The sequence below is a fragment of the Acinetobacter sp. LipI_23 genome (assembly GCF_058243045.1).
This window is the reverse complement of record NZ_JBZAYJ010000001.1, coordinates 2,845,896-2,869,838: the sequence shown is the minus strand read 5'-3', so window position 1 is coordinate 2,869,838 and position 23,943 is coordinate 2,845,896. Positions and strand designations below refer to the sequence as shown.

Below are 23,943 nucleotides of genomic sequence, written 5' to 3'. Positions count from 1 at the left end.
GACTGGTTGATCGCTTGTGCAAGCGGTACAATTCATTTTTTTATCAGGTGAGCATGTGTTTTGAGCAGCGAGACGCCTAAACTTCAGCGCCGTTTAAAGAACCGCCATATTCAATTGATCGCCATGGGCGGTGCAATTGGTACAGGTCTGTTTTTAGGTTCAGCACATATTATTGAGTCTGCTGGCCCATCGATTATTTTGGGTTATATGATGGGCGGTTTGATTGCATTTTTAATTATGCGTCAGCTCGGTGAAATGATTGTGCATGAGCCAGTGACGGGTTCATTCAGCTACTTTGCCTTTAAATATTGGGGGCGGTTTTCAGGCTTTTTAACGGGCTGGAACTACTGGGTACTGTATATCTTGGTGGTGATGACTGAACTGACCGCGATTGGCAAGTATGTGAATTACTGGTGGCCACATATTCCTGCGTGGGTCTCGGTGCTGGTGTTTTTTGTGGTGATCACACTGGCCAATCTTGCCAATGTCAAACTGTATGCGGAGTCTGAGTTTTGGTTGTCGATGATTAAAGTTGTGGCGATTATCGCCATGATCATCTTCGGGGTTTATCTGTTGTTGACGGCTGATGTTGGTTCAACTGCATCTGTCACGAACTTATGGGTACATGGCGGGTTTTTCCCACATGGCTTTGAAGGCTTGTTTTATATGCTGGCCTTTATGATGTTTGCCTTTGGCGGCATTGAGCTGATCAGTATGGCGGCTGCGGAAACCGAAGATCCTGAAAAGAATATTCCAAAAGCCGTCAATCAAACGGTGATTCGGGTTTTCCTGTTCTATATTTGCTCGTTGGCGATCCTTTTGTCTTTGGTGCCTTGGAATCAATTGGATTTGGGTGGTTTAGATAAAAGTCCATTCGTGCTTATTTTTAAGCAAATTGGCATTGATTGGGCAGCGCATTTACTGAATTTTATTATTCTGACTGCATCGGTTTCTGTTTGTAATAGTGGGATGTATGCCAATAGCCGCATGCTGTTAGGTCTGGCAGAACAAGGTAATGCCCCGCAAGTTTTTAAGCAGGTTAATCGACAGGGGACACCGATTGCGGCGGTTTTATTTTCAGCATTACTGATTTTTGGGTGTGTGCTGTTGAATTACTTTTTGCCTGAAAAAGCGCTCAGTTATCTGATTTATATTGTGGTCAGTGCGGCTGTGCTGAATTGGATGATGATCAGTTTGATCCATCTTAAATTTAGACAGAGTATGAAAAAACAGGGCATTCAAACCAAGTTTCCAGCGTTATTTGCACCGTTTAGCAATTATTTTGTTTTAGTGTTTATGCTGATGATTTTATATATCATGTGGAATCAGGGTTTTATGCTTTCCGTGTTGATGCTTCCTGTGTGGATCCTCGTGTTATTTGTTTTATTTAAAACATTGAAGCCGAAGAAAAGCTAAAGCTTAGGTGATGATGTTGAAAAGGACTTAATATGAGTCCTTTTTTATTGGGCTTTTGATCGGTATATAAATTATAGATATTTCAAATCATGTGTCAGTTTGTCTTTTTACTTTTACGTTTGTTTTAGACAAAGTCGATGAGTCGATATTCAAATCAGCGAAGCATTCTGCTAGCCATGTGCATACCACTTAGGGTTGGACTGTGAGATGGCATTCTAACTTTTCAACAATGCAATCAAATAAGCAACTGAATATGAAAATGACCAAACTTTTACTCATTCTCAGCCTAGCTTTGTATGAGTTCAGTATGGCTTTTGATTAATTTGGATGGAGAGTGAGCGATTTGCATACTCGATCTGTTCGGATTGATATGTATAGATAATTAAATAGGCAAAATCGAGAAAGAGTGAGTGTATTTCCAACAGATTGAAGTACTGAGCTATAAAGTTGCTTTTAAATCACGCAAAAATTCATTTTAAGGAGTCAGGCTCAGTTTTAGTCATCCTGAAAACTATCCACAATTTCTGCGGATAATTTTGGGGGTAAGTCTAATTAAGCTTATTTTTCTATGTACGTTTTGGCTTACACTAATTCAAGCGGATTGCGTCTAGGTCAGCTCTGAAATATTTTATATGATGCAGTCATAGAAAACAGGAAGTTCCAAAACATAAAACAAAAATGATAAGTTCAACACTAGGATGTGAGGTACGACAGGAGTTATACCTAGCTAACCAATACGAAAAAGCCCGACAGGATGTCGGGCTTTTTTTTATCATCTATAAATGTCTCATTTCACTTTTCGTTTCGAATTTTGGGTTCCAAAGTGGGCAATACGTAGAAAACGTTGAAAAACTGTTTAGCCGAGACAATATACCTTCAAATCCATGACCTGCGTGATGCAGTGATAGGGTTGCGCTTTAGGACATGTAATTGGAATAATTAACAATCTTTTTCATTCAATACATATTTAGGTGATGGCTTTAAGCGCAGCGATTCGCTGTCTTTGTCGTTTATTCAGCTTGGATACCACGAGCTCATAAGAGCTATGTACCAGATCAATGACTAAATCAGGATCTAAGTCTTCATCTTCATATATCGAAATCCAATACTTTTTATTCATATGCCAACCTGCATGAATATACGGATAAATATCACGTAGCATCGCGACGTGGTCAGGCGTAACTTTTAAGTTACTTAAAGCCGCGCCACTTAAAGATGAATTGAGCAAAAACATTTTTATCCATGACTTTATAGACATCACAGCCTTCACCAAAGGGCTGACTACACGTCACTTCTGGCAGGGCAAGTGCAGCTTTTGCAGCAATAAGATGTAAGGACATGTTGATCATCACTCAGTGGGCGAAGCCCTGTGGATATTGTTTAATTTATCCACAGTTTAAGCCAAATGCTTAAGAGGAACAACTCACCATCACTTCAGGCACATCCGTTGGTAAAGGTGCTAAATCCTCAGCTTTCTCTAGTGCTACATTCCGCTCAAATGGATGGCTAAGCAGGTCAAATAAGCGTTCGACTTCTGAGAAATCGTTCCGTTCAGCCAGCTCAATCGCTTTTTGTGCCATGTGATTGCGTAGGATATAAACAGGATTGGCTTGCTGCATAGCTGCATTGAGTTCTGTTGTGTTTTGATTTGCACGAATCTGTTCATATTGCGCGAGGAAACTTTCAAATTGACGACGGTCAAGGCAGTCATCTTTAATCATTTCATATTGCTGCTCTTGCAAACGCGTAAAGCTTTGTGTGTAGTCGAGCTGTTCAGTTTGTAGAATCCGTAAGAAGGTCATGGCACAGTCAAAACTGTCAGTATGAAAATGAGGTAAGCCCATTTTCTGACTTAAACCCAGTTTGTAGTGCTCCAAGAATGTGGGTTCATAGTGCTCTAGGCAATCGGCAAGGTCTTGCTTCCATTGTTCTTTGTCATAGTCTTGCGGACAAAGCGGAATGAGGTTATTCAACCATGTCCATAAATTCCAGTGACCAATGCTCGGCTGCTGCTGATAGGTATAGCGGCCTTGATAGTCGGAGTGATTGTTAATCCAATTCGGACGGAAGCGCTCCATAAAGCCATAAGGGCCAAAATCAAGGGTTGAACCCGTAATGTTTAAATTATCGGTATTCATCACCCCATGTGCGAAACCGACCAGTTGCCATTTGGCAATCATTACCGCAGTCCGTTGAATCACTTGGGTTGCAAATGCCAAAACAGGTTGTTCCGCATCTAAACACTCGGGGTAATGCCATTCGATGCATTTTTGGGTAAATTCGTCGAGTAAATCAGGTTGGTACTGGTTGATCCACTCAAAATGTCCCAAGCGAATATGACAGTCTGATGTACGCAACATCATCGCACCGAGTTCCAATTTTTCCCGCTGCACGCCTTGAGCCGATGAGGTAAAGCCCACCGCGTTGCTTGAAGCCACGCCTAAACTATTCAGCGCATGTCCAGCCAAGTACTCACGAATGACGGAGCGAAGTACCGCACGACCATCTCCCATACGCGAGTAAGGAGTAGAGCCTGCACCCTTTAAATGCAGGTCAATGGTTTGCCCATGTTGATCGAGGATTTGTGCGATCAATAAACCCCGACCATCACCGAGCTGTCCTGCCCACTGACCAAATTGATGTCCTGCATAGACCATTGCCAATGGTTCAAATTCACTAAAGGTTTTTTGTCCGCTACAAATCTCTACCCAAGACTGTTTGTCGGCTTCAGACCATTGCAACTGTTCTGCTAAAGCTGCATTGAAATGACCTGCTTTTGCCCCTTTTAGTGCCAAGGGCTGTTGATGGTGATAAAGCTTTGACGGAAGGAGAGAATAGCGTGAATTGAACTGCATAGTGAAGGATCACAAGGGATAAGCCATGACCCTATCAATATAGCAAAGTTTTAGTGTTAAGACATATATCCAACTGTTTTAGTCAACTATAAACAGTTTGGCACCTTTTGAGGTGGACGAGCGATGGGCTTCGGCTTGATCTGCAACTTGGTAACTCATGCCAGCCGTGAGGGTAAAGCTACGACCATCATCTAGTTCAGTGTGTAGTTCACCTTCTAAGCACAACAGGATATGTCCTTTAGAACACCAATGGTCGGCCAGATAGTTCTCAGAATACTCCACCATACGCACGCGAATCGCGTCAAATTGCTGAGTACGCCATAGGGCATAACCCTGATCACCTGTATGGCGGGTGGTGGGTATCTCAGCCCAGTTGGTGATACCGAAAGGAATGTTGTTAATATCCATGTTGTTATCCTTTATGAACTGCTAAAAAAAGCCCCTTGCGGAGCTTTCTTTTGAAATGCTGAATCAGAGATTAATTACTGAGAAACAGGGGCTTTTTTAATGCTGCGCATCAGTGTGGTCAAGGTTTGACGGTGATGACCTAGACGCTGTTCGACTAACTGAAACTCAATTTTGAGCTTTTCATCCATTTGATGGATTTTTTCAGCCACTGCTGTTTTCTTGGCTTGAATTTCTTGTTCTTTCAATTTTGCCCAGTCATTCAAGGTTTGGGTAAAAGCATCATATTCTTGTGCAATACGAGCTTTCGCAGAGCTGATGTCATCACTGACATTGAGACCATGAACTTCTAAGTCTTGTTCAGCGTATTTAAACTTCATCGCCAGTTCAGCTTTTTTAATATTGAAACTCGGAATACGACGTAAGTTTTTAGCTAAACCAAGTTTTGAGCATGACCAAATCAACCATTTGGTTGGGTCATATTGCCACCATTTCACACCATTACGGTAGTCGTATTGGAAAATGTGGTGGTAGTTATGATAACCCTCACCCCAAGTCGCAATAGCTAACCAGAAGTTGTCACGTGCGGTATTTTCGTCGGTATACGGACGTTTGCCCCACATGTGGCATAAAGAGTTAATGAAGAACGTGACGTGGTGGCTGAGGATTAAACGCATTAATCCGCCCAACAATAACACGCCCCATAAGTCGCCTACAGCCCAACCAATTGGTAATAAAATACCCATGTGGACGCTAATCACTAAAGGAACATAGTATTTGTGTTGGAACATCACCAATTTGTCATTGAGCAAATCGGGTGCATTTTTAAAGTCAGGTTCTGCTGATGGATAGTCACGAAGCATCCAACCCATGTGCGCATACCAAAAACCATTGTTAATCGAGTACGGATCTTTCTCGATATCATCGACATGGCGGTGATGGGTACGGTGACCTGAACCCCAATATAAAATACTGTTTTGCACGGCAAAGGTACCCATAATCATCAAAATGATTTTTAAAGGTAAGCTTGCTTCATAAGCACGGTGTGCCCATAAGCGGTGATAGCCAGCGGTAATACCTAAGCTACTAACACCCAGTAATACAAACATACTGATCCAAGCGGCTAAGCTGAAATCATGCTGAAAGGCATATAAGGGAATTGCAATCACAGCCACAATGGGAAGAAAAACCAATGCAAAAATTGCAACCCAGTTAAATGGGGCTTTGGGTAGGGGAGCATTCATCTCCAACAGCACTCCTGAAACCTTGGGAGGTATAAATGGAAGGTTAATCCATTACTTTTTGCATGGATTAGGCTACAGAATATTAGCATGAGCGAACCTTGGTTCACTAGCATTATTGTACAGATGTATTGTACTAAACAGTAACAGAATACGAATGTTTAGATATCGAAATTACCGAAGCTTTTCTAGGCTTTATCGTAGCAGAGCGATCAATATGAAAAATCAATATTTTCAGTGTCACTGCTCATGTAAAACTCAAGTCAGTCGTTGGCTTGTTCAATGAACATCTGCCAAATGTTGTAGCATCATTTTAGGAAAATCGGTAATTAATCCATCAATGCCACAGTCACGTAAATGTTTAGCGCGCTCGATGTCATTTACTGTCCAAACACTAATGGCTAAATTCGCTTGTTGTGTGGCTTTTAATAGGTCATCGGTTGCCAGTTGGTTCATCCAGCCGATTTGGCAACAGTCATATTTGAGCGCTTGTTCAATCGCAAGATGTTGAATATCGTCTTCAATCAATAAGCCACGTTTAAATGTTGAGTGTTGATCTTGGAGTGCTTGTAGGATTTTAAGATCAAAACTGGTGATGACTGCTCTCTGCTCAAAGTCTCTCAGTTGCTGTGTGAGATGTTGTGTTAGTCGTTCCGCTTCAGCTTGTGTTTCTACAGCTTTGACTTCAACTTCAAGATGTTCGAAGTCCTGCATAATCTGAAGGGCTTGTCGTAATGTTGGCGTACTTTGCTTTTCCCAGTCTAGCCAAATATGTGCTTGATTATAGGTATCGAGTTCTGTGCTGCTTAATGGGTAGAGTGCTTGGTTGATACCGGTGGTTCGGAGCATGTTGTCATCATGCATAATGATCAGCTCATGGTCTTTGAGCTGACGAACATCAAATTCGACCGCACGTATGCCCAGATCATGAATATATTGAAAACCGCCGAGTGTATTTTCTGGGGCTTCGCCACGTGCACCACGATGTCCGATGATTCTCATATTGAACCTGATCTATATACGTCTTTTGCGTGATTGTAGCGCTAAAAATATCTGATTGGGATCGATTCTAAGGTGGAAATATCAGATATACGCCAATGCTGTGTGTAATAGTTAGAGGTCCGATTGAGTTTGAGTGTAATGCTTCTGCGATATTGGCAATATGCAATGAAGTCCGAAGAGTTTCACGATGGGTAAATGGTTTTGATTACTTTTCCCGAAAGAAAAGTAATCTTAGAAAGTCTTCCAGTGAACTTATCTAAAAGACTCATAAGGAATCCATTTTGCTCTAAAAACTTAGAATGGTTTAAATAGTTTCATTGATATTTTTCTGCCAAAGTACTTCCGAGCCATTTTCAGCACGCTGTAAAGCACGCGATGCAACAAAAAGCCAATCCGATAAGCGGTTGAGCAACTGTAATGCGGTGCTTTGAATATTTTGATCACGAGTGTGCACTGACATTAAGCTACGTTCAGCTCGGCGACATACCGCTCGTGCTTGATGTGCATAGCTACATGCTAAAGAACCCGAAGGTAAGATAAATTCTTTCAGCATGGGTAAGTCTTCATTCATGCGGTCAATTTCTTGTTCAAGAAACTCAATACAAACCGGTTGGAGTAAGTGATAGTTTGGAATACAGACTTCACCGCCTAAGTCGAAAAGCCAATGTTGAATGAGGCTTAAGCTTTTGTCCCATGTGGCTTTGTTCGTGATTTGACTTGCACTAATTTGAGCACGAAGTACGCCAATTGTTGAATTAAGTTCATCCACATCACCAAGTGCGGTAATTCTTAGATCATCTTTAGTGACGCGTGATCCATCACCCAGACCTGTGGTGCCTGAGTCGCCAGTACGGGTATAAATTTTACTTAAACGGTGGCCCATAATTTTTCCTAGGTTTAAATGAAAAAAAGGATAATGTCGGTCAAGAACATTATCCATAAACTGCGCTGTTTTAAATTGTTTTTTGAGTCTTTACGTTAAATTAATAACGGAAAGTGATTCCTACAGAGGCTTGACGTCCCCCGTTAACATACCAACCATCGCCAAAGTTATCAGCTGTTCTATATTCTACATCGCCCATATTTTCAATGTTGCTAAACACTTTAATATTAGGATTGATATTCCAGTACATGTTTAAATCAACGGTTGCATAACCAGGAGCTTTAACTTTATTGGCAGGATCTGCATAAATATCTGATCGTGCAATAAGTGAAGCACTGATTCCGTAAATCGAATTCTCAAGTCCAGTCGTTAAAGTGAGAGTTTGTTTAGGCTTATATGCAATTCTCAGATCAGTCTTTTTATCTTTTGAATCAACATAAGCGTATTCTGTGTTTAGGAATAGGTCATCTTTTTTCCATTTAAGACCTAGCTCACCACCATTGATTTCAGCTTTATCAATATTGATATAAGTTGAATTAGGCTTTGACGGTTTATAGCTGATTAAATTCTTAATTTCAGTATGGTAAGCAGATAAAAAGGCATTTAGGTTTTGCCCAATTCTTTGATCTACACCAATTTCATAGGAAATACTTTCTTCTGGTTTGAGATCAGGATTACCATAGGTATTTCCATAGGACTTTTCTGAAAAATAATAGAGTTCTGTTAGGGATGGGGCTTTAAAAGCTGATCCGATATTGGCATAAATACTTGTTTCGGGTAATACTTGATAACGAACAGCTCCTTGACCGATTGTATGTGTACCGAATAGTTCATTATCTTCAGTACGAACACCAACCTGAGTATTTAGCTTATCTGTCTTATACTGATGTTGAACATAATAACCGGTAGAATCGATACTTTGCTTTTTATCTTTTACATCATTACTTTTAAAATCTGATTTTAGATAAGTTACACCTGCGAGTAAATTATTCTTAGAGTCTATATTCCAGTTTAAGTTTAGATCACCTTCATTGTTTTCTGTATCAAAATGGTTTGGATCACTATCTTTTACTTGTTGGTTATCAATAAAGTTTGAATAACGTGCAGATAATGTAAGATTTTCAGCAAAACCATATTGAATGCTTGAATTAATCAGGCGGTTCTCAAATATACGCTCTGCATTATTTTTGATAGTCATGTAATTGTAGAATTGACTCAGCCCTTCATTCTGACTGATTGATAGGTCAGTTTTAATGTTCTTTTTATTGTCGTAACCTACTTTTGCACTGTAACCTTTCTGATCGTAAGCAGCTTTTTGATCTTTGCTTTGATTATCTAGTACTCGTGTTCCATCACTTTCTAGACGTTGTCCTCTAATTTGTGCATAAAAACCATCTTGAATAAGGTCAGCTCCCGCAATGGCTTTATAGGTATTATTTTCCCCATAGATACCTGTAATAAAACCGCTATTTTTTGTTGGAGTTGAGGTTATCATTTGAGCCACTCCACCAATTGCATCTGTTCCATATTGTACAGAGGCTGGACCTTTAAGAATTTCGATCTGTTCAAGATCAGATGAATCAAGAAATGATGGATAAATTGCAGCAAGGTGGTTTTGGCTATTTAGACGAGCGCCATCTTTCAATATGAGAGTGTGATTTGGTCTAGTTCCACGAATTGAGATTTCCGTGATCTGACCTATTCCGCCACTTTGTTTGACAAAAACAGAAGGATCACGTTGAATTAAATCTGATAAGTTGAGAGCTGGATTTTTTTCGATTTCACTTTTTGAAATCACAGTAATACGCGCTGGAACATTTTCAATCTTTTCTTCGGAACGTGATGCAGTTACCACCAATGTTTCTAAAGATGCATTTACAACATTAGAACTGTCTTGTGCAGATACAGACGTAGAGAAACCCATCGCAATAGCGATTGCGCCCACTAAAGCTGTAGGCTGAAATAAATTTGACATGCTGGCTCCATACATTCACCCCCCGTGAATGATTGAGTTAAATGGCGCAACAAGCAGGTCTCCGGACTTAAATATAAATATTGCGAACAATATTGGTATATCCATCTTCCCACACGAGTGCAGTGATGTAAGTGCAAATACTTATAAAGATATACGTTTCGTTTTACCGTTGCGGGGGCAGTGTTGGACTCTCACCAACTTCCCTAAAGCATAGTGCTTAGACTTATTGCATTTGAGCGAAGTATAAGGTTTGTATGCGAATTAAACAATCTATGTAAAGATTTTTTCAGGATGAACTTTACGCAAGGTGAAAAAATTGCATTACAATGATTTGCCCTGTTATTTATAGATCAGCTATAAATAGGGTTGAGCCAGAGTCATAACCTATGCGAACCCGTGCCAAAATTTGTGGAATTACCCGTAGCCAAGATATTCAAGCTGTGGTCAATGCTGGGGCTGATGCGATTGGTTTTGTATTTTTCCCGCCTAGTCCACGTCATGTCAGTGCAGCTCAAGCTAAAGAATTGATTCGACATGTGCCTGCCTATGTGCAAACTGTTGGGCTTTTTGTGAATGCAACTGCGGATGACATTGCCGATGTGTTAAAACTAGTAGCGCTGGATATCATTCAGTTTCATGGTGATGAAACACCAAAAGACTGTCAGGCAATTGCTGCACAAGTAGGACGTCGTTGGTATAAAGCCATTCAAGTGAAACCTGAACTGGATGTGGTGGCAGAAGTTCAACGCTTTCAACAGGCAGGGGCAAGCGCAGTGCTCTTAGATGCATGGCATCCTGAACTGAAAGGGGGAACAGGACACAGTTTTGACTGGTCACAATTCCCCAAACTGGATATTCCTTTAATTTTAGCTGGTGGTTTAACCCCAACTAATGTTGAAGACGCTATAAAGACGACTGGGGCTTATGCTGTAGATGTCAGCGGAGGCGTCGAATCCGCTAAAGGTATAAAAGACCAACAACTTATAGAAAACTTCATGCAAGGAGTCCATCGTGGATCAGCAAAGTAATGTGATTGACTATACCCAATACCCAGATGCAAAAGGGCATTTCGGTATCCATGGCGGACGTTTTGTGTCAGAAACTCTAATGGCTGCATTAGAAGACTTAGAAAAGCTCTATTTCCGTATGAAAGATGATGAGCAATTTCTGGCAGAATTCGACCGTGACCTCGCCTACTATGTAGGTCGTCCTAGTCCTTTATATTATGCTGAGCGATGGTCGAAAGAGTTGGGTGGGGCGCAAATTTACTTAAAACGTGAAGATTTGAACCATACTGGCTCACATAAAGTGAATAACACCATTGGTCAGGCACTATTGGCAAAACTGTCTGGTAAAAAACGTATTATTGCCGAAACAGGTGCAGGTCAGCATGGTGTAGCAACGGCCACGATTGCCGCACGTTTAGGTCTTGAATGTGTTGTGTTTATGGGTGCAGATGACGTAAAACGTCAAGCTATGAACGTTTATCGTATGCGTTTACTCGGTGCGACCGTTGTTCCTGTGGAAAGTGGCTCTAAAACATTGAAAGATGCCATGAACGAAGCCATGCGTGATTGGGTGACCAATGTTGACTCTACATATTACGTGATTGGTACAGTCGCTGGCCCGCACCCATATCCACAGTTAGTTCGTGACTTCCAATCCATTATTGGTCGTGAAGCTCGCAAACAAATTCAAGAGCAAGCAGGGCGTTTACCTGATGCCTTGGTGGCATGTGTAGGCGGTGGTTCAAATGCAATGGGCTTGTTCTATCCATTCTTAAATGATGCTGATGTGAAAATGTACGGCGTTGAAGCAGCAGGCTATGGCATTGAAACTGGTAAACATTCTGCACCATTGAATGCAGGTCATGTCGGTGTTTTACATGGTAACCGTACTTACTTGATGTCGGATGAACAAGGTCAGATCATTGAAACGCATTCGATTTCTGCAGGTTTGGATTACCCAGGTGTAGGCCCTGAGCATAGTTTCCTTAAAGATATGCATCGTGTTGAATATGTTCCGATCAATGACAATGAAGCTTTACAAGGTTTCCGTGATTTGACTCATATCGAAGGGATTATTCCTGCATTGGAAAGTTCTCATGCCATGGCGTATGTCACTAAACTTGCACCGACGATGTCTAAGGATCAAATTATTATTGCGACGGTTTCTGGTCGTGGTGATAAGGACTTAATGACCGTCGCGCGTATTGATGGCGTGGAAATGGTTGAGATGTAATGACTTCTTTGGAGCCTCCCTATTTGCGAGCGCTTTAAAGACAAGATTCTAAAAAATCGTGTTGAGTGAAAGCTCAGCACGATTTTTTTTGAAATAGAAGTTTATCCAAAAAATAAATAAGGGAAGGCGACATGGATGTCTGCTCAACAAGATGATGTTGTTACTTTTACCGAAACAAAAGTAAGATATTTCCTGCCAATGAAAACTTTGGTCAAATCTATCTTATTGGTTGTAACTTTATTTACATTTTGACGGAGTCTTGCTGCTTACACCTCAAATGTAAGGAGTTCATAATGTTACTTTGGATAAGCTCAAAGTAACCAAAGGAATTGTCATTCGCAAAACTCGTCCTATACTTTCATGTGATTAATGTGGTTGCAAAAACATTTATCTCGAAGTGTGGTTTATCTCGAACAATTGCGAAAGATGCTTCCGTAAAACGCCTGTTAGCTATAAAAAATATCCCAAAAAAAGGAAAGAAAATGCCTAGTCTATTTATGGTTATGCTTGGTGGTCGTCATGTACGTGCCAATACCGAAGTCCATGATGTTGTATTTGCAGTCGCTGACAGTTTAGAAGACAGTTACCCGCAACTTAAAAATGCATGGTTTGGTGAACAAAAAGGCTTACATATTGATGCTTGGATGCAAGTGAATGGTGTTGAAAGTGGAGGGAAAAAATACCAAATAAAGTTTAGTGATGCTCAGCCTCAAGTCACAGATGAAAAATTGTGGCTCATAAATTTAGGTGGCTATGACACACGTGAATTTGGGGAGTTGCATCGTTATGTACTCGTTGTTGCCCCCAATGCAGTAGAAGCCAAACAACTTGGCAAACAATATTTTGATCAAAAGTGGAAAAAGCAACATACAGATCGTGTTTTAGACGTCGATGATTGTATTGCGATTGATTGCATACATGGACGTTATGTGTTGTTGGTTGAAGCTGAGTTTGATGCAAACATCTGGGAAAATACATATCTGACGTTAAATTAAGGTTGGATCATTCTTAATTTTTAAGTGGTGTCTTCAAATGTAAGAGAGTAGGTTTAGCGAATAATTTGATGAAAAAACAAACTAAAGACTTTTCACCTTTAAAATTATAGGCATAATAAGCATACGGATATTAATTAACTTTTGCTTAAGGATAGAGCATCAATGGATTTGATACAGTCCAATGGACAACCCCATTATGGTCGGTTTAGTGAACTTCCAAAAACCATTGATTTAGATAAATATCAGTATAAAACTCCGTATGGTGAAGTGCTTACGGGATGGCGTAAAAAACTGAAATATAAAAAATTTAAGTTTTGCAGCATTCAACATGAACACTATACCATTGGTCTTGCAATTGCCGATATTGCTTGGGCAGGACATGGTTTCGTTTATATTTATGATCATCTTAAAAATGAAGTGCTTGAATGGAATGCGGTGAATTTTTTAGCACGTAAAACCGTATTGGATGAACAGCCTTTATATAATCAAAGCGTGTTTTCAAACTCGCCTTTCCAAATTGAAATTCAGCATGCTAATGGTGTGCGTTATGTGCAAGTGACTAAATATGGTGAAATTAAACTGAGTGCACGTATTTTCTGTGCCAGTACAGAACCGCTTAGTATGTGTAGCCCAACAGGAATCAATGGTTGGACCTACACACAAAAACTCACAACTTTGGCTTGTGAAGGATTTTTTACCAATAAAGCAGGTCAGATAATCCAATTCAATGATCGGACATTGGCTTCTTTAGACGATACCTGTGGTTTTCTTCGACCTGAAACAGCTTGGTTTTGGTTATCATGCAATTTTTGGGATGCTGAGGACAGACGCATTGGGCTCAATTTGGCTTCTGGTGTAAATGAAAGTTATGGCAATGAAAACTGTCTGTGGATAAATGGAAAATTATACACAGTGAGTGATGTTTTGTTTCAGATGGAAGAAGAAGGTCGCTGGACGATTCGTTCGTTAGATGAGCGTTTGCATTTAACCGTGACTACGGGTTGGCGTCGTTTTGAAAACCTCAATTTACGTCTGGTCGGCAGCCAGTTTAGTCAGTGGCAAGCCAAAATTAGTGGTACGATCCAGCAGGGTGAGAAAGAGCTTATCTTTCTCAATGAATATGGCTTACTTGAACAGCATTATGCAAAGTGGTAAAAACACTTGTGATAAGAAAAACCGGCATCATGCCGGTTTTTCTTTTGCCTTTATTTATTAAAACGACTAATTTGCTCCAATGCTGCTTGAACATGAGCATAGTTTGGTTCTTGATCTGACATTGGCTGATTCTTTTTATCTAAGATTTCGAACTGACCAACAGCCCCCACTTCTAAGATGTTTTTAGGGGTAACAATGCCATATTTGCTATAGCTAGAGGCTAAGATCCAATCACGTTGAATTTGTGGTCCCAACAAATCTTCACCCACTGAATAGTCATGAATTTTTGTGGTCACACCCAAATAGTTCTTCATGAGGGTTGGAACAATATCTTGATGGCTAGTTAAAACTTGGTTATTCCATAGTTTATCAGCTTGAATCTTCGGACCAATGATTGCAAAAGGAACTTTGACTTGAGGGTCGGTAAAGTTACCATTATGTCCCCAAAAGTTTTGAAGATTATCATTCACCTCTTGCCCGTGGTCGCCAGTAATGATGACCAACGTGTTCTCTGCATCACCTGTTTCTTTGAGTTTATCTAAAACTTGTTTCACAATGCTGTCGACGTAGTGCACACTAGTTTTATAACGATTCATCATTAATGAACGATCAGAATCATTACTTAACTTGAGATAATTGACTTCATCCAGCATTGGTTTGTACTGGTGTGGATAGTCTTTAGGAAAGCTGTATCCGTGTGGAGAGTCATAAAATAAAAATGAAAAGGTTGGTTTGTTTCGATCTCTTTTTTCATACCATTTTAACCAATCTTGCGTTAATTCTTCATCAAGACCACCTGCCACTTTGCCAGAAGAACCAATACGTAAATTTGGCACTTTTGAAAACGCGGTTTCATGGAATTCAGGGTTGGTTAATTTGGCAGCAGCAAATAAACCCAGTTGATAATTCAGTGCTTGCAAACGGTCAATAAATACTGGACTTTGGCGGTTCACAATCATGCCATGCCAGTAAGTACCAGGAATACCATAGAACATCCCAAAAATACCTGTGCGTGTGGCATTTCCTGTTGAATAGTGTTGATTAAAAATCTTTCCGTTCTGCGCATAATTCCACAAGTTTGGTGAGTTGTCTGCATTAAATGTGTCTGCACGCCAAGAATCAATCACGATAAACATAATATTGGTGGGTTGCTTTGGAGCTTCTCCAACAATCGGCGTCAGCGGATAATTCAGGTCACTTTTACGTTCTAAAGACATAGCCTTTTGTTTTTCTAAGGCTTCTTCATCAATCCAGCCGTACTTTTTCATGGTTTTATTCGAGGTCATCGGATAAAACATCGGTAAATAGCGTTGTGTCATGGTTACAGGTTGATACACATGTGCTGCAGCCCAAACGTGAATACCATTACTTAAAAGTAAAGCAACAAACACTAAGCCTGTAAACTTTTTACCAATGCTCCATGAAAAAGTGGGTAATTTTTTCTCTAAGAATCGGATCAAGTAAAATTGTGCTGCAAAAATACAGGCAATCGCAGCAATGACCATCAGCCATGTTGAGATTGAGAAACTCACAACCTGACCTGACATCACCAGTTCCAGCATGACGGTATTGATATGGAAACGGTACTGTGCGTAAACAAAGGTATCTATGATCAGTGCAATGAGTGCCAAGCTAGCAATACTTGCTTGCGTAATATGACGTAGCGTATTGGGTAGAAATAAGCTCGGAATCAAGATCAAGCCAATCAATGAAGCAAGCACAGTCATGTGCGAGAATGTTCCAGTAAATAAGAAACTGAATCCCAATAAATCTGTTGGAAACTCAGATAAATACAGGAAATATCTGCAAGCAATAAGCATCGAGATCACTGCATTGACCATGATCAAATAACCAAGAACGCGGAGTTTGAATTTAAACGACATTTTTAACTTCGGATGTAATCGGACATACAAATTCAACTTCATATACCCATGTTTTAAGATGGCGTATGATACCTAAACTCATCCAAAGTGTATATTTGTTGCGCTTACTGAATTATTTCCCAGCTTGCCAAAAAGCTTCACCCGCTAAAATCGGATCATGACTTTCTGCTAGGGTGTCGATCCAAACTTTATACTGAGCAATCACAGGATGTTGATTGGGATGAAAGTCTTTCTTAAACCAATCGAGATATTGACCACGCATCCGAGACAGTATCCCTTTTTCCCCAAAGAACCAAGGCAGCCCTTTACGCATCATTTGCAAGCGCTGAATACGGCTAAAGCCATCATGCTTGAGCATGACATCTGCACGATAAGTGGTGAAACCAAACATCATCACCGTGGTAAAGGCCAATGCAAATAGACGCGTCGCTTCAGGCACATGTCCGACTTGTTTCATCACATCAAACGCGACATCACGGTGTTCCATTTCTTCAATGGCATGCCATGCAAATAAAGAACGCACATAGGGGTGGGCCTCAGCCAACGTGGCTTTATGGCTATAAAAAGTCTCGGCCATCAGTGCGGTTAAATGTTCTGCCGCAGCCGTCATGGCAATGTTGTACTGCGGCGAGCGTTTGCTTAATTCGAACTTAAAAATTTTATTTAAACGCTGAATAAACTGATCGACAGGCATGCCTTGTTCTCGCATGACCTGATTCATTTTGTCATGGGCAATGCCATGCTGTGCTTCCTGCTTAATAAAATCGCTTACACGAGCCGTTAAGCTTGGGTCTGTAATTTGGTCCCGAAACAAACGCACGCTTTGAATAAAATAGCGTTCTCCATCAGGGAAAGTGAGGCTGAGTGCATCGAACATGCGCGTCCGAAATGGGTCGCCGCCAAACCAAAAACGTGGCACTTCATCGAGCTTAAAATTGAGTTGGGTTCGCACAATCGGTTCAACAGGGGCTTTAACAATGGCATTCATTTTGTTTTACTTCATTTGCCTTGGATGATTGCAGTATGTCGGAGAAAATGCAGTTTGTTTTGACAGATATTGCCATTTTTTATACATTTTACGCCAATGTGAAAATATCGCATGTCAAATAGCGGGTTGGCCGTCATGCAAGAATTACAAATCCCCAATGGTTATTTTCAGCTCTGGAACATGTACCTCATAGAGCAAGGAATTGATTTTCATCAACTCGGTTTTTTAGAGCAATATCAGTATGAACTGGAGCATGTATTACAACTGCCAATCGATACCCAATCGCCATTTTCATTCTTTCAAACGATTTTACAACTGACGCGAGAGCAATTGGATTGTCCTCAGTTGATTATGGAGATGGCAAAATTTATTCAACCTGAGCATTTTGGTGTTTTGGGCTATATGGCCACACGCAGTAATAGCGTGGCTGAAGCACTGAGTTATGTGATGCGTTTTAGTCGTTTGGTGATTGATGGGGCGGAAGTTAGTCCCATGCAGATGCAGCAAAGGGGCAATGAAATTTGGCTGACTTGGCCTTTTCTCAATGAGAAATATGCTTCACTGAATGAAATGACCATGGCATCTATTGTGCATTTGGCCAAGAAAATTTTCCCCGATCAATTACAAATCTTAAAAATCCAAATGGCGCATCCAGCCCAGATGGCACAGTATCATTATCTAAAATTTTATGGTTGTGAAGTGAGCTTTAATCAAGCCTGCTATGCCTATGTGATGAGTGTGGACAGTTTGACTTTAAAATCGGGTTTTGCTGATCCTTCCTTAACGCAGCTTTTACTGAAACAAGCAGAGGTAGCAATTGCCCTCAAGCCTCGTTATGAGAGCGTATTACAACAGATTCATAGCGCCGTGGCTGATTATCTTAAAGCACATGCGGAAGCTCCTAAAATTGAACAGATTGCTAATGAATTACACTTGTCGACGCGAACCTTACAACGCCAGTTGCAAGACTGGGATATTTCATTTAAGCGAATACTTGAGTCAGAGCGCATGAAACGATGTGAATATTTATTACAACAAGGTTTGAGTTTGACTGAAATCGCTTTACAACTCGGCTATTCGGGACAGTCTGCTTTAGCGCGTGCTTATAAACAGCATAGTGGTCAGACCTTATTGCAGTTGAAACGACAACTGAAATAACAGCAGGCATAAAAAAAGCGCCTTTGGGGAGGCGCTGAAATGTATGCAATGATCAGACTAATTTCAGTCGTGGAAAACGGAATGCAATCGCAAGGATGGCAAAGATTGCCAGTATCCAACAGTAGTAAATGCTGCCGATGAGTTCAACTGGCGAAAGCTTTGCAATTGAGCAGGCCAATAGAAGCTGTGCACCATAGGGAATAAGCCCTTGTACAACACATGAAAAGATGTCGAGTAAAGCGGCTGCACGTTTTGGGTCTACGCCATATTCTTTCGCGACTTCACGCGCCATATCGCCCGATAAAATAATCGCTACAGTGTTGTTGGCCACAAAAATGTTGGAGAAAACCACCAAAAAGCTTAATCCGATTTCACCTGCGCGCTCACGACCAACTTTAAATAAACGGGTTAGGCTGTAAATGCGTTGAATAAGCCAGTCGAGACCACCTTCTTTTTGCATAATGGTCGAAAGACCGCCCAAGAACATCGACAGTAAAGCGACTTCAAACATACCGACAAAACCATCATAGATGGCTGTGTTGAGTTGAATGACGGTAAATTCTGGTTGTGTAATCAGTCCCATCACCCCAGAGAGCACAACACCGACTGTAAGTACCGCAAGCACGTGTAAACGACTGAAGGCGAGGCAAAATACCACGACATAGGGCAACACTAGCCAAGGATTAAAGTCTTTGGATTGAATGGTTTCGGTTTGATGGATGCTAAAGACATAAATCGCGATTGTGATTAAAGCTGCAGGTACTGCAATCCAGACATTGACGCGAAACTTGTCTCGAAGCTGAACTTTTTGACTGGTGGTGGCTGCAATGGTGGTATCCGAAATCATCGACAGGTTATCACCAAACATCGCACCGCCTACGACCGCACCTATGGCATAGACTGCGGCAATATCAGTGGCTTGAGAGAAACCAAAGGCAATGGGGGCGCAGGCCGCGATGGTGCCCATCGAGGTGCCCATTGCCGTTGCAATGAATGCTGAAATAATAAATAGCATGGGCAGGACAAAGGCTGGTGGAATCGCAGACAAGCCCATTTGCACTGTGGCATCTACACTACCAATGGCACTGGTGGTACTGGCAAATGTGCCTGCCAGCATGAACACCATGAACATCAAGATAAGGTTCGGGTGACTTGCACCGCGCAGAAAGGTTTCGATGCCTTGATTCAGCTCACCGCGATAAATCAATACCGCCAAAATAATGGCAGGAATGGCCGCAACAGGCGCTTTCATTTGATAGAACGCAAACTCGGTTCCAATCACAGAATGGTAAATACCACTGCCTAAGAAAATGGCTAAAAAAACAATAAGCGGTAACAGCGCAAGCGCACGTGCTTGCACTAAACCTGAGTTATCGGTGGTCATAGGAGATAGGGAAATGAAAGAATGTGCGTAGTATAATGCAGGTTTTGCTATTTCATAAAACTTTAAATGTAAAAGCTAAGCCGTCTATTTTTATCATTTTTTTGCAAATAAAAATAAGTTTATCTAAAACTTAGACATTTTGGTATTTCCTAAAATTAGGCATCTTTGATCATTGAGAAAAAAACCGAAATATCAGTAAATGGTGCTTTACGGTTGTTCTGAAAATATTTGACGAAAAATGAATTGGAATGCGAACGCGATGTGCTCTATTCAATGAGTAAAAAATAGCGTTACAATGCAGCGTCTTGTATTTTTACAAAGTCAACTCCTCAGTAGTTTTAATTTTAAACAAGTTAAGGAAAGCACAACCCTATGTCACGTTTAGCCACTCGTTTTGGACAGCTTAAATCTCAACAGCGTAAAGCTTTGGTTTCTTATGTTATGGCTGGTGACCCTCATCCACAGGTAACAGTTCCTTTGTTACATCAGATGGTCGAGGCGGGTGTAGATGTGATTGAACTCGGTCTTCCATTTTCAGACCCTATGGCAGATGGTCCTGTGATTGCCCTTGCAGCAGAACGCGCATTGGCAGGTGGCACCAATACCTTAGACGCTTTGAATATGGTCAAAGAGTTCCGTCAAAAGGATCAAGAGACCCCAGTCGTATTAATGGGTTATCTGAATCCTGTTGAAGTCATTGGTTATGAAAAGTTTGTATCGACTGCGCATGCATGTGGTGTCGATGGCATTCTACTGGTGGACTTACCACCAGAAGAAGCAGCAGAGCTTGATGTTGTATTGAAGCAATTTGATATGGATCAAATCTTTTTACTAGCGCCAACCTCAACGGACGAACGCATTAAACATGTGGTGAAACAGGCGAGTGGTTTCATCTATTACGTGTCTTTAAAAGGGGTCACAGGTGCAGCAACTTTAGACGTTGCTGAAGCTGCAAACCGAATTGCGAAAATTAAAGCAGAAACAGATATTCCTGTCGGTGTTGGTTTTGGGATCAGTGATGCGACATCTGCCAAAGCAATGGGCGGAGTGGCTGATGCTGTGATTGTTGGGAGTGCTTTTGTTAAGCAATTTGCAAACTTAGCACCAGAACAAGCCGTGGTTGAAACGGTTAATAAAGTCAAGGAGCTTCGAGCAGCGCTCGATGAGTTAGTATGAGTCAAGATGTTAAATCAGGGAAAATCCTAAGCCCATCGACGCCATGGACTGAACGTGGTGTACCCGGTATTCAAGTACCTGATGAGCAAACCTCACTCAAGGCGACGTTTACAGAACCAACGATTGAATGTCCTGAGTGCCATGCACTTGTTACACGTACTGCAATGTCATTTAACGCTTATGTTTGCCCTCAGTGTGATGAACATTTGCGTATGAAAGCCCGTGATCGTTTGAATTGGTTCTTTGACCAAGTGCAAACAGAGTTGGGACAAGAATTTAAAGCCAAAGATCCACTGAAATTTGTCGACTCAAAGCCATATCCAGCGCGTATGAGTGAAGCGCAGACCAAAACAGGTGAAACTGAAGCCTTGGTAGTGATGCAAGGTTTACTCAAAGGTATTCCTTTGATTGCCTGTGCCTTTGAATTTGATTTTATGGGTGGTTCAATGGGTACGGTTGTTGGTGACCGTTTTGTGCAAGCGGCTGAAAAAGCCATTGCGGACAAGCAACCTCTGATTTGCTTTGCTGCTTCAGGCGGTGCGCGTATGCAAGAAGGCATGTTGTCTTTGATGCAAATGGCGCGTACTTCAGCGGCCATCCAAAAAATGAAAGATGCTGGCTTACCTTATTTGGTGGTGTTGACCCATCCTGTTTATGGTGGTGTAACCGCATCTTTAGCAATGCTCGGTGATGTACATATTGCAGAGCCGAAAGCGATGATTGGTTTTGCGGGTAAACGTGTCATTGAACAAACTGTGCGTGAAAAGCTGGAAGAGCCGTTCCAACGTGCGGAATACTTGCTTGATCATGGTGTAATCGATCAAATTGTTCACCGTCACGCATTACGTGATACAGTTTATCGTATTGTCGCGAAACTGATGAATTTGTCTTGAACACAGCACCACTTGCAACAGACTCTTTAGAAACATGGCTCGATTATTGGGGCCATGTTCATGTTACGGGGATTGATTTAGGATTGGAACGGGTCATTCCTGTAGCTGAAAAGCTCGGTGTAACGCGTCCCGATGCCAAAGTTTTAACTGTAGCGGGAACCAATGGAAAAGGTTCGACCACCACCACACTGGCTGCCATTTTAAATGCGCAAGGCTATAAGGTGGGACTGTATCAGTCACCACATATTTACCGTTTTAATGAACGGGTTAAATTGCGTGGTGTAGAGGTCGATAACCAAAGCTTGGTCGATGCTTTTGTACAAGTGGATCAAGCGCGCCGTGATTGTGATTTAAGCCTCTCGTTCTTTGAGGCGACCACACTCGCGGCTTTTGTCATTTTTAAAGACCAAGTATGTGATGTTTGGGTCCTTGAAGTGGGTCTGGGTGGTCGTTTAGATGTGGTCAACGTGATTGAACCCGATGTTGCGGTGATTACTAATATTGGTTTAGACCATACTGACTGGCTGGGCGATACCATCGAAAAGATTGCCTTTGAAAAGGCAGGCATTATCCGTCCCAATATTCCTGTGGTGTTTGGCGGCTTACAACAAATCCCTCAAGCGATTATCGATAAAGCGGATGCTTGTGCTGCAAAACTTTATGCAGTGAATCGTGACTATTTTTATCAACGCAGTGAGCATGGTCAGTCATGGATGTTTGCATCCAGCGGCACCACTTTAAATTTACCTCTCGGCACATTGGCGGTTGAGAATATTTCAACAGCTGTTGCTGCTGTTTTATTGAGTGGTTTAACTGTCACTCAAGCGGCTATTTCTGAAGGAATTCAAAATGCAAAATTGCAAGGTCGTTTTGAAATTCGCCAAATACAGAACAAAACGGTAATTTTTGATGCAGGGCATAACCCGCATGGTGTTGCTTTTTTATTAAATCAATTGCGAAATTTCCTAAAATACAATAAACAGTACACTGAAGTAGTCAGTGTTTTCTCGATGTTGGCAGATAAAGATGTGAAATCTGTCACAGAGTTATTGAAAGATTCCATACAAATGTGGAAAATTGCGGCATTAACTGTCCCGCGTGCAGCTCCAATTGAACAATTGGATCAAGCGCTGCAAGGGCAACATGTGCAGCACTTTGACAGTGTGAAATTGGCTTTTAAATCAGCGCTCGACGAAACAAAGAATAATCAGCTGATTTTGGTATGTGGTTCATTTCATACCTTAGAAGCGGTATGGGAGTATTTGGAAGAATGTCAATGAATAGCAAACAACGTTGGATGGGTGGCGTTGTTTTATTAGGTGGTGGTGTCCTTTTGGCGGCATTACTGCTTAAAGGCAAAGAAGAAATACATCAAAATAATATTAAAGCACCAGAGCTAGTCACACAAAATGTGCAACGCAATGCCGAAGGTGAGTTGGTTCAACTTCAGCCGTTAACGGTTGATGTTGAAACAGAAAAGCGTTTACTGGAACAACAACGTGTAGCACGTGAAAAATCGGTTGCTGAACAAGAAGCTCGTGCGGCCGAATTTTTAGCAATGCAACAGCAAGCCGAAGCAGATGCTGCACGTAAAGCAGCAGAAGAATATGCTGCGTTGAATGCGCACCGTAATGCTGCACAGCAAAGCTCGGATAACATTCCACCAGAATTGGTTGAAGATGAAAAAGCCAAGCAACAGCGAATTGCTGCGGATAAAGCCGCTGAAGTAAAGAAGTTGGAACAGCAAAAGCTGCAAGCGCGTACTGAAGCAGAAAAAGCAGCGGCTGCAAAAAAACTGGCTGAGCAAAAAGCCTTAGCAGAAAAGCAAGCACTTGAAGATAAAGCTAAGCGCGAAGCTGAGGCTAAACGTAAAGCAGAAGACGAGCGTAAAGCTGAAGCGAAAAAAGAAGCCGAACGTAAAGCAGATGCTGAGAAAAAAGCGGAAGACAAACGTAAGGCAGATGAAAAGCGTAAAGCTGATGAAGCCAAGAAAAAGGCGGAAGCTGAAAAAGCGCGTGATTTGCTTGAACATGGCGATAAGCAGTGGATGGTACAGGTGGCATTGGCTGCCAATGAAGCCAATGCGGATGCACTGGCTGCTAAGCTTCGTGCCAAGGGCTATAAGGTCACTAAAAGTCCAACCTCTAAAGGTGTGCGAATTATGGTGGGGCCATCTAAAGACCGTGATACTGCCGATGCAGCCCGCAAAAAGATCACTTCAGATGCGAGCCTCGGTATGAAGTCCGCATGGGTGATTGACTGGGTTCCACTCGATAAACGCTAAAATTGGGTT

Annotated in this window: 19 protein-coding genes, 1 pseudogene and 1 riboswitch; of the genes and pseudogenes, 10 read left to right on the top strand and 10 right to left on the bottom strand. The window is 41.5% G+C overall.

The window, feature by feature from the left end; translation table 11 throughout:
• Positions 1–60 precede the first annotated feature (60 nt).
• Positions 61–1,416: an amino acid permease gene (locus AC4CVD_RS14115; RefSeq protein ID WP_078388469.1), complete on the top strand. Its 1,356-nt coding sequence runs from the start codon at positions 61–63 to the stop codon at positions 1,414–1,416.
• Positions 1,417–2,383: 967 nt separating this feature from the next.
• Here AC4CVD_RS14115 and AC4CVD_RS14110 read toward each other — a convergent pair.
• From AC4CVD_RS14110 to AC4CVD_RS14080, 7 genes and pseudogenes are all read right to left on the bottom strand, one after another.
• Positions 2,384–2,756 (bottom strand): annotated as a pseudogene (locus AC4CVD_RS14110) (MmcQ/YjbR family DNA-binding protein).
• A 69-nt stretch (positions 2,757–2,825) separates the two neighbouring features.
• On the bottom strand, positions 2,826–4,271 hold the full coding sequence (locus AC4CVD_RS14105; protein WP_490738231.1) for a protein adenylyltransferase SelO: 1,446 nt from the start codon (positions 4,269–4,271) through the stop codon (positions 2,826–2,828).
• A gap of 78 nt (positions 4,272–4,349) precedes the next feature.
• A complete protein-coding gene (locus AC4CVD_RS14100) occupies positions 4,350–4,679 on the bottom strand; it encodes a DHCW motif cupin fold protein (protein WP_086210413.1) in 330 nt (109 codons plus the stop codon).
• Between the two features lie 74 nt (positions 4,680–4,753).
• Entirely contained in the window at positions 4,754–5,920 is a 1,167-nt protein-coding gene (locus tag AC4CVD_RS14095; RefSeq protein WP_087527976.1) for an acyl-CoA desaturase, read from the bottom strand.
• 276 nt (positions 5,921–6,196) lie between these two features.
• Positions 6,197–6,919: a glycerophosphodiester phosphodiesterase gene (locus AC4CVD_RS14090; RefSeq protein WP_490753340.1), complete on the bottom strand. Its 723-nt coding sequence runs from the start codon at positions 6,917–6,919 to the stop codon at positions 6,197–6,199.
• Between the two features lie 304 nt (positions 6,920–7,223).
• The gene (locus AC4CVD_RS14085; RefSeq protein ID WP_201706757.1) at positions 7,224–7,802 is read right to left on the bottom strand and encodes a cob(I)yrinic acid a,c-diamide adenosyltransferase; all 579 of its coding nucleotides are present in this window, start codon (positions 7,800–7,802) and stop codon (positions 7,224–7,226) included.
• Between the two features lie 100 nt (positions 7,803–7,902).
• Complete coding sequence (locus AC4CVD_RS14080; RefSeq protein WP_490753339.1) at positions 7,903–9,777, bottom strand: TonB-dependent receptor plug domain-containing protein; 1,875 nt, start codon at positions 9,775–9,777, stop codon at positions 7,903–7,905.
• Positions 9,778–9,812: 35 nt separating this feature from the next.
• Positions 9,813–10,019: riboswitch (cobalamin riboswitch) on the bottom strand.
• A gap of 144 nt (positions 10,020–10,163) precedes the next feature.
• Here AC4CVD_RS14080 and AC4CVD_RS14075 point away from each other — a divergent pair.
• The 4 genes from AC4CVD_RS14075 (at position 10,164) to AC4CVD_RS14060 (ending at position 14,168) form a co-directional block, all read left to right on the top strand.
• Complete coding sequence (locus AC4CVD_RS14075; RefSeq protein ID WP_490753338.1) at positions 10,164–10,805, top strand: phosphoribosylanthranilate isomerase; 642 nt, start codon at positions 10,164–10,166, stop codon at positions 10,803–10,805.
• A complete protein-coding gene (trpB, locus tag AC4CVD_RS14070; RefSeq protein ID WP_178928470.1) occupies positions 10,789–12,018 on the top strand; it encodes a tryptophan synthase subunit beta in 1,230 nt (409 codons plus the stop codon). The genes AC4CVD_RS14075 and trpB overlap by 17 nt, the downstream gene beginning before the upstream one ends.
• Before the next feature lie 482 nt (positions 12,019–12,500).
• On the top strand, positions 12,501–13,013 hold the full coding sequence (locus AC4CVD_RS14065; RefSeq protein WP_490753337.1) for a DUF1543 domain-containing protein: 513 nt from the start codon (positions 12,501–12,503) through the stop codon (positions 13,011–13,013).
• A gap of 162 nt (positions 13,014–13,175) precedes the next feature.
• Positions 13,176–14,168 (top strand): DUF2804 domain-containing protein, encoded by a 993-nt coding sequence (locus AC4CVD_RS14060; RefSeq protein ID WP_490753336.1) that lies wholly within the window; start codon positions 13,176–13,178, stop codon positions 14,166–14,168.
• 50 nt (positions 14,169–14,218) lie between these two features.
• On the opposite strand, the gene AC4CVD_RS14055 is transcribed toward AC4CVD_RS14060, so the two are convergent.
• A complete protein-coding gene (locus AC4CVD_RS14055) occupies positions 14,219–16,051 on the bottom strand; it encodes a DUF3413 domain-containing protein (protein ID WP_490753335.1) in 1,833 nt (610 codons plus the stop codon).
• Between the two features lie 112 nt (positions 16,052–16,163).
• Positions 16,164–17,039 carry a metal-dependent hydrolase gene (locus tag AC4CVD_RS14050; RefSeq protein ID WP_490753334.1) on the bottom strand — a complete coding sequence of 292 codons (876 nt, stop codon included), beginning with the start codon at positions 17,037–17,039 and terminating at the stop codon, positions 16,164–16,166.
• Between the two features lie 135 nt (positions 17,040–17,174).
• Between AC4CVD_RS14050 and AC4CVD_RS14045 the strand changes: the two genes are divergently transcribed.
• On the top strand, positions 17,175–18,197 hold the full coding sequence (locus AC4CVD_RS14045; protein ID WP_490753529.1) for an AraC family transcriptional regulator: 1,023 nt from the start codon (positions 17,175–17,177) through the stop codon (positions 18,195–18,197).
• A gap of 52 nt (positions 18,198–18,249) precedes the next feature.
• On the opposite strand, the gene AC4CVD_RS14040 is transcribed toward AC4CVD_RS14045, so the two are convergent.
• Positions 18,250–19,581 (bottom strand): Na+/H+ antiporter NhaC family protein, encoded by a 1,332-nt coding sequence (locus tag AC4CVD_RS14040; protein WP_490753333.1) that lies wholly within the window; start codon positions 19,579–19,581, stop codon positions 18,250–18,252.
• A 372-nt stretch (positions 19,582–19,953) separates the two neighbouring features.
• On the opposite strand from AC4CVD_RS14040, the gene trpA reads away from it, so the two are divergent.
• The 4 genes from trpA to AC4CVD_RS14020 are packed head-to-tail and all read left to right on the top strand — an operon-like array spanning position 19,954 to position 23,934.
• On the top strand, positions 19,954–20,757 hold the full coding sequence (gene trpA / locus AC4CVD_RS14035) for a tryptophan synthase subunit alpha (RefSeq protein ID WP_005401958.1): 804 nt from the start codon (positions 19,954–19,956) through the stop codon (positions 20,755–20,757).
• A complete protein-coding gene (accD, locus tag AC4CVD_RS14030) occupies positions 20,754–21,650 on the top strand; it encodes an acetyl-CoA carboxylase, carboxyltransferase subunit beta (RefSeq protein WP_005401957.1) in 897 nt (298 codons plus the stop codon). The genes trpA and accD overlap by 4 nt, the downstream gene beginning before the upstream one ends.
• Positions 21,647–22,930: a bifunctional tetrahydrofolate synthase/dihydrofolate synthase gene (gene folC, locus AC4CVD_RS14025; protein WP_490753332.1), complete on the top strand. Its 1,284-nt coding sequence runs from the start codon at positions 21,647–21,649 to the stop codon at positions 22,928–22,930. Before accD ends, folC begins: the two co-directional genes overlap by 4 nt.
• Positions 22,921–23,934 (top strand): SPOR domain-containing protein, encoded by a 1,014-nt coding sequence (locus AC4CVD_RS14020; RefSeq protein WP_435781913.1) that lies wholly within the window; start codon positions 22,921–22,923, stop codon positions 23,932–23,934. The genes folC and AC4CVD_RS14020 overlap by 10 nt, the downstream gene beginning before the upstream one ends.
• Positions 23,935–23,943 lie beyond the last annotated feature (9 nt).

Bases quoted from the DNA above. Each gene is read 5' to 3' on its own strand.
- AC4CVD_RS14050 (WP_490753334.1), bottom strand. From the start codon at position 17,039: ATGAATGCCATTGTTAAAGCCCCTGTTGAACCGATTGTGCGAACCCAA.
- AC4CVD_RS14075 (WP_490753338.1), top strand. From the start codon at position 10,164: ATGCGAACCCGTGCCAAAATTTGTGGAATTACCCGTAGCCAAGATATT.
- AC4CVD_RS14020 (WP_435781913.1), top strand. From the start codon at position 22,921: ATGTCAATGAATAGCAAACAACGTTGGATGGGTGGCGTTGTTTTATTA.
- AC4CVD_RS14100 (WP_086210413.1), bottom strand. From the start codon at position 4,679: ATGGATATTAACAACATTCCTTTCGGTATCACCAACTGGGCTGAGATA.
- AC4CVD_RS14085 (WP_201706757.1), bottom strand. From the start codon at position 7,802: ATGGGCCACCGTTTAAGTAAAATTTATACCCGTACTGGCGACTCAGGC.
- accD (WP_005401957.1), top strand. From the start codon at position 20,754: ATGAGTCAAGATGTTAAATCAGGGAAAATCCTAAGCCCATCGACGCCA.
- AC4CVD_RS14090 (WP_490753340.1), bottom strand. From the start codon at position 6,919: ATGAGAATCATCGGACATCGTGGTGCACGTGGCGAAGCCCCAGAAAAT.
- trpA (WP_005401958.1), top strand. From the start codon at position 19,954: ATGTCACGTTTAGCCACTCGTTTTGGACAGCTTAAATCTCAACAGCGT.
- AC4CVD_RS14045 (WP_490753529.1), top strand. From the start codon at position 17,175: ATGCAAGAATTACAAATCCCCAATGGTTATTTTCAGCTCTGGAACATG.
- AC4CVD_RS14105 (WP_490738231.1), bottom strand. From the start codon at position 4,271: ATGCAGTTCAATTCACGCTATTCTCTCCTTCCGTCAAAGCTTTATCAC.
- AC4CVD_RS14060 (WP_490753336.1), top strand. From the start codon at position 13,176: ATGGATTTGATACAGTCCAATGGACAACCCCATTATGGTCGGTTTAGT.
- AC4CVD_RS14040 (WP_490753333.1), bottom strand. From the start codon at position 19,581: ATGACCACCGATAACTCAGGTTTAGTGCAAGCACGTGCGCTTGCGCTG.
- AC4CVD_RS14065 (WP_490753337.1), top strand. From the start codon at position 12,501: ATGCCTAGTCTATTTATGGTTATGCTTGGTGGTCGTCATGTACGTGCC.
- AC4CVD_RS14080 (WP_490753339.1), bottom strand. From the start codon at position 9,777: ATGTCAAATTTATTTCAGCCTACAGCTTTAGTGGGCGCAATCGCTATT.
- AC4CVD_RS14095 (WP_087527976.1), bottom strand. From the start codon at position 5,920: ATGAATGCTCCCCTACCCAAAGCCCCATTTAACTGGGTTGCAATTTTT.
- AC4CVD_RS14055 (WP_490753335.1), bottom strand. From the start codon at position 16,051: ATGTCGTTTAAATTCAAACTCCGCGTTCTTGGTTATTTGATCATGGTC.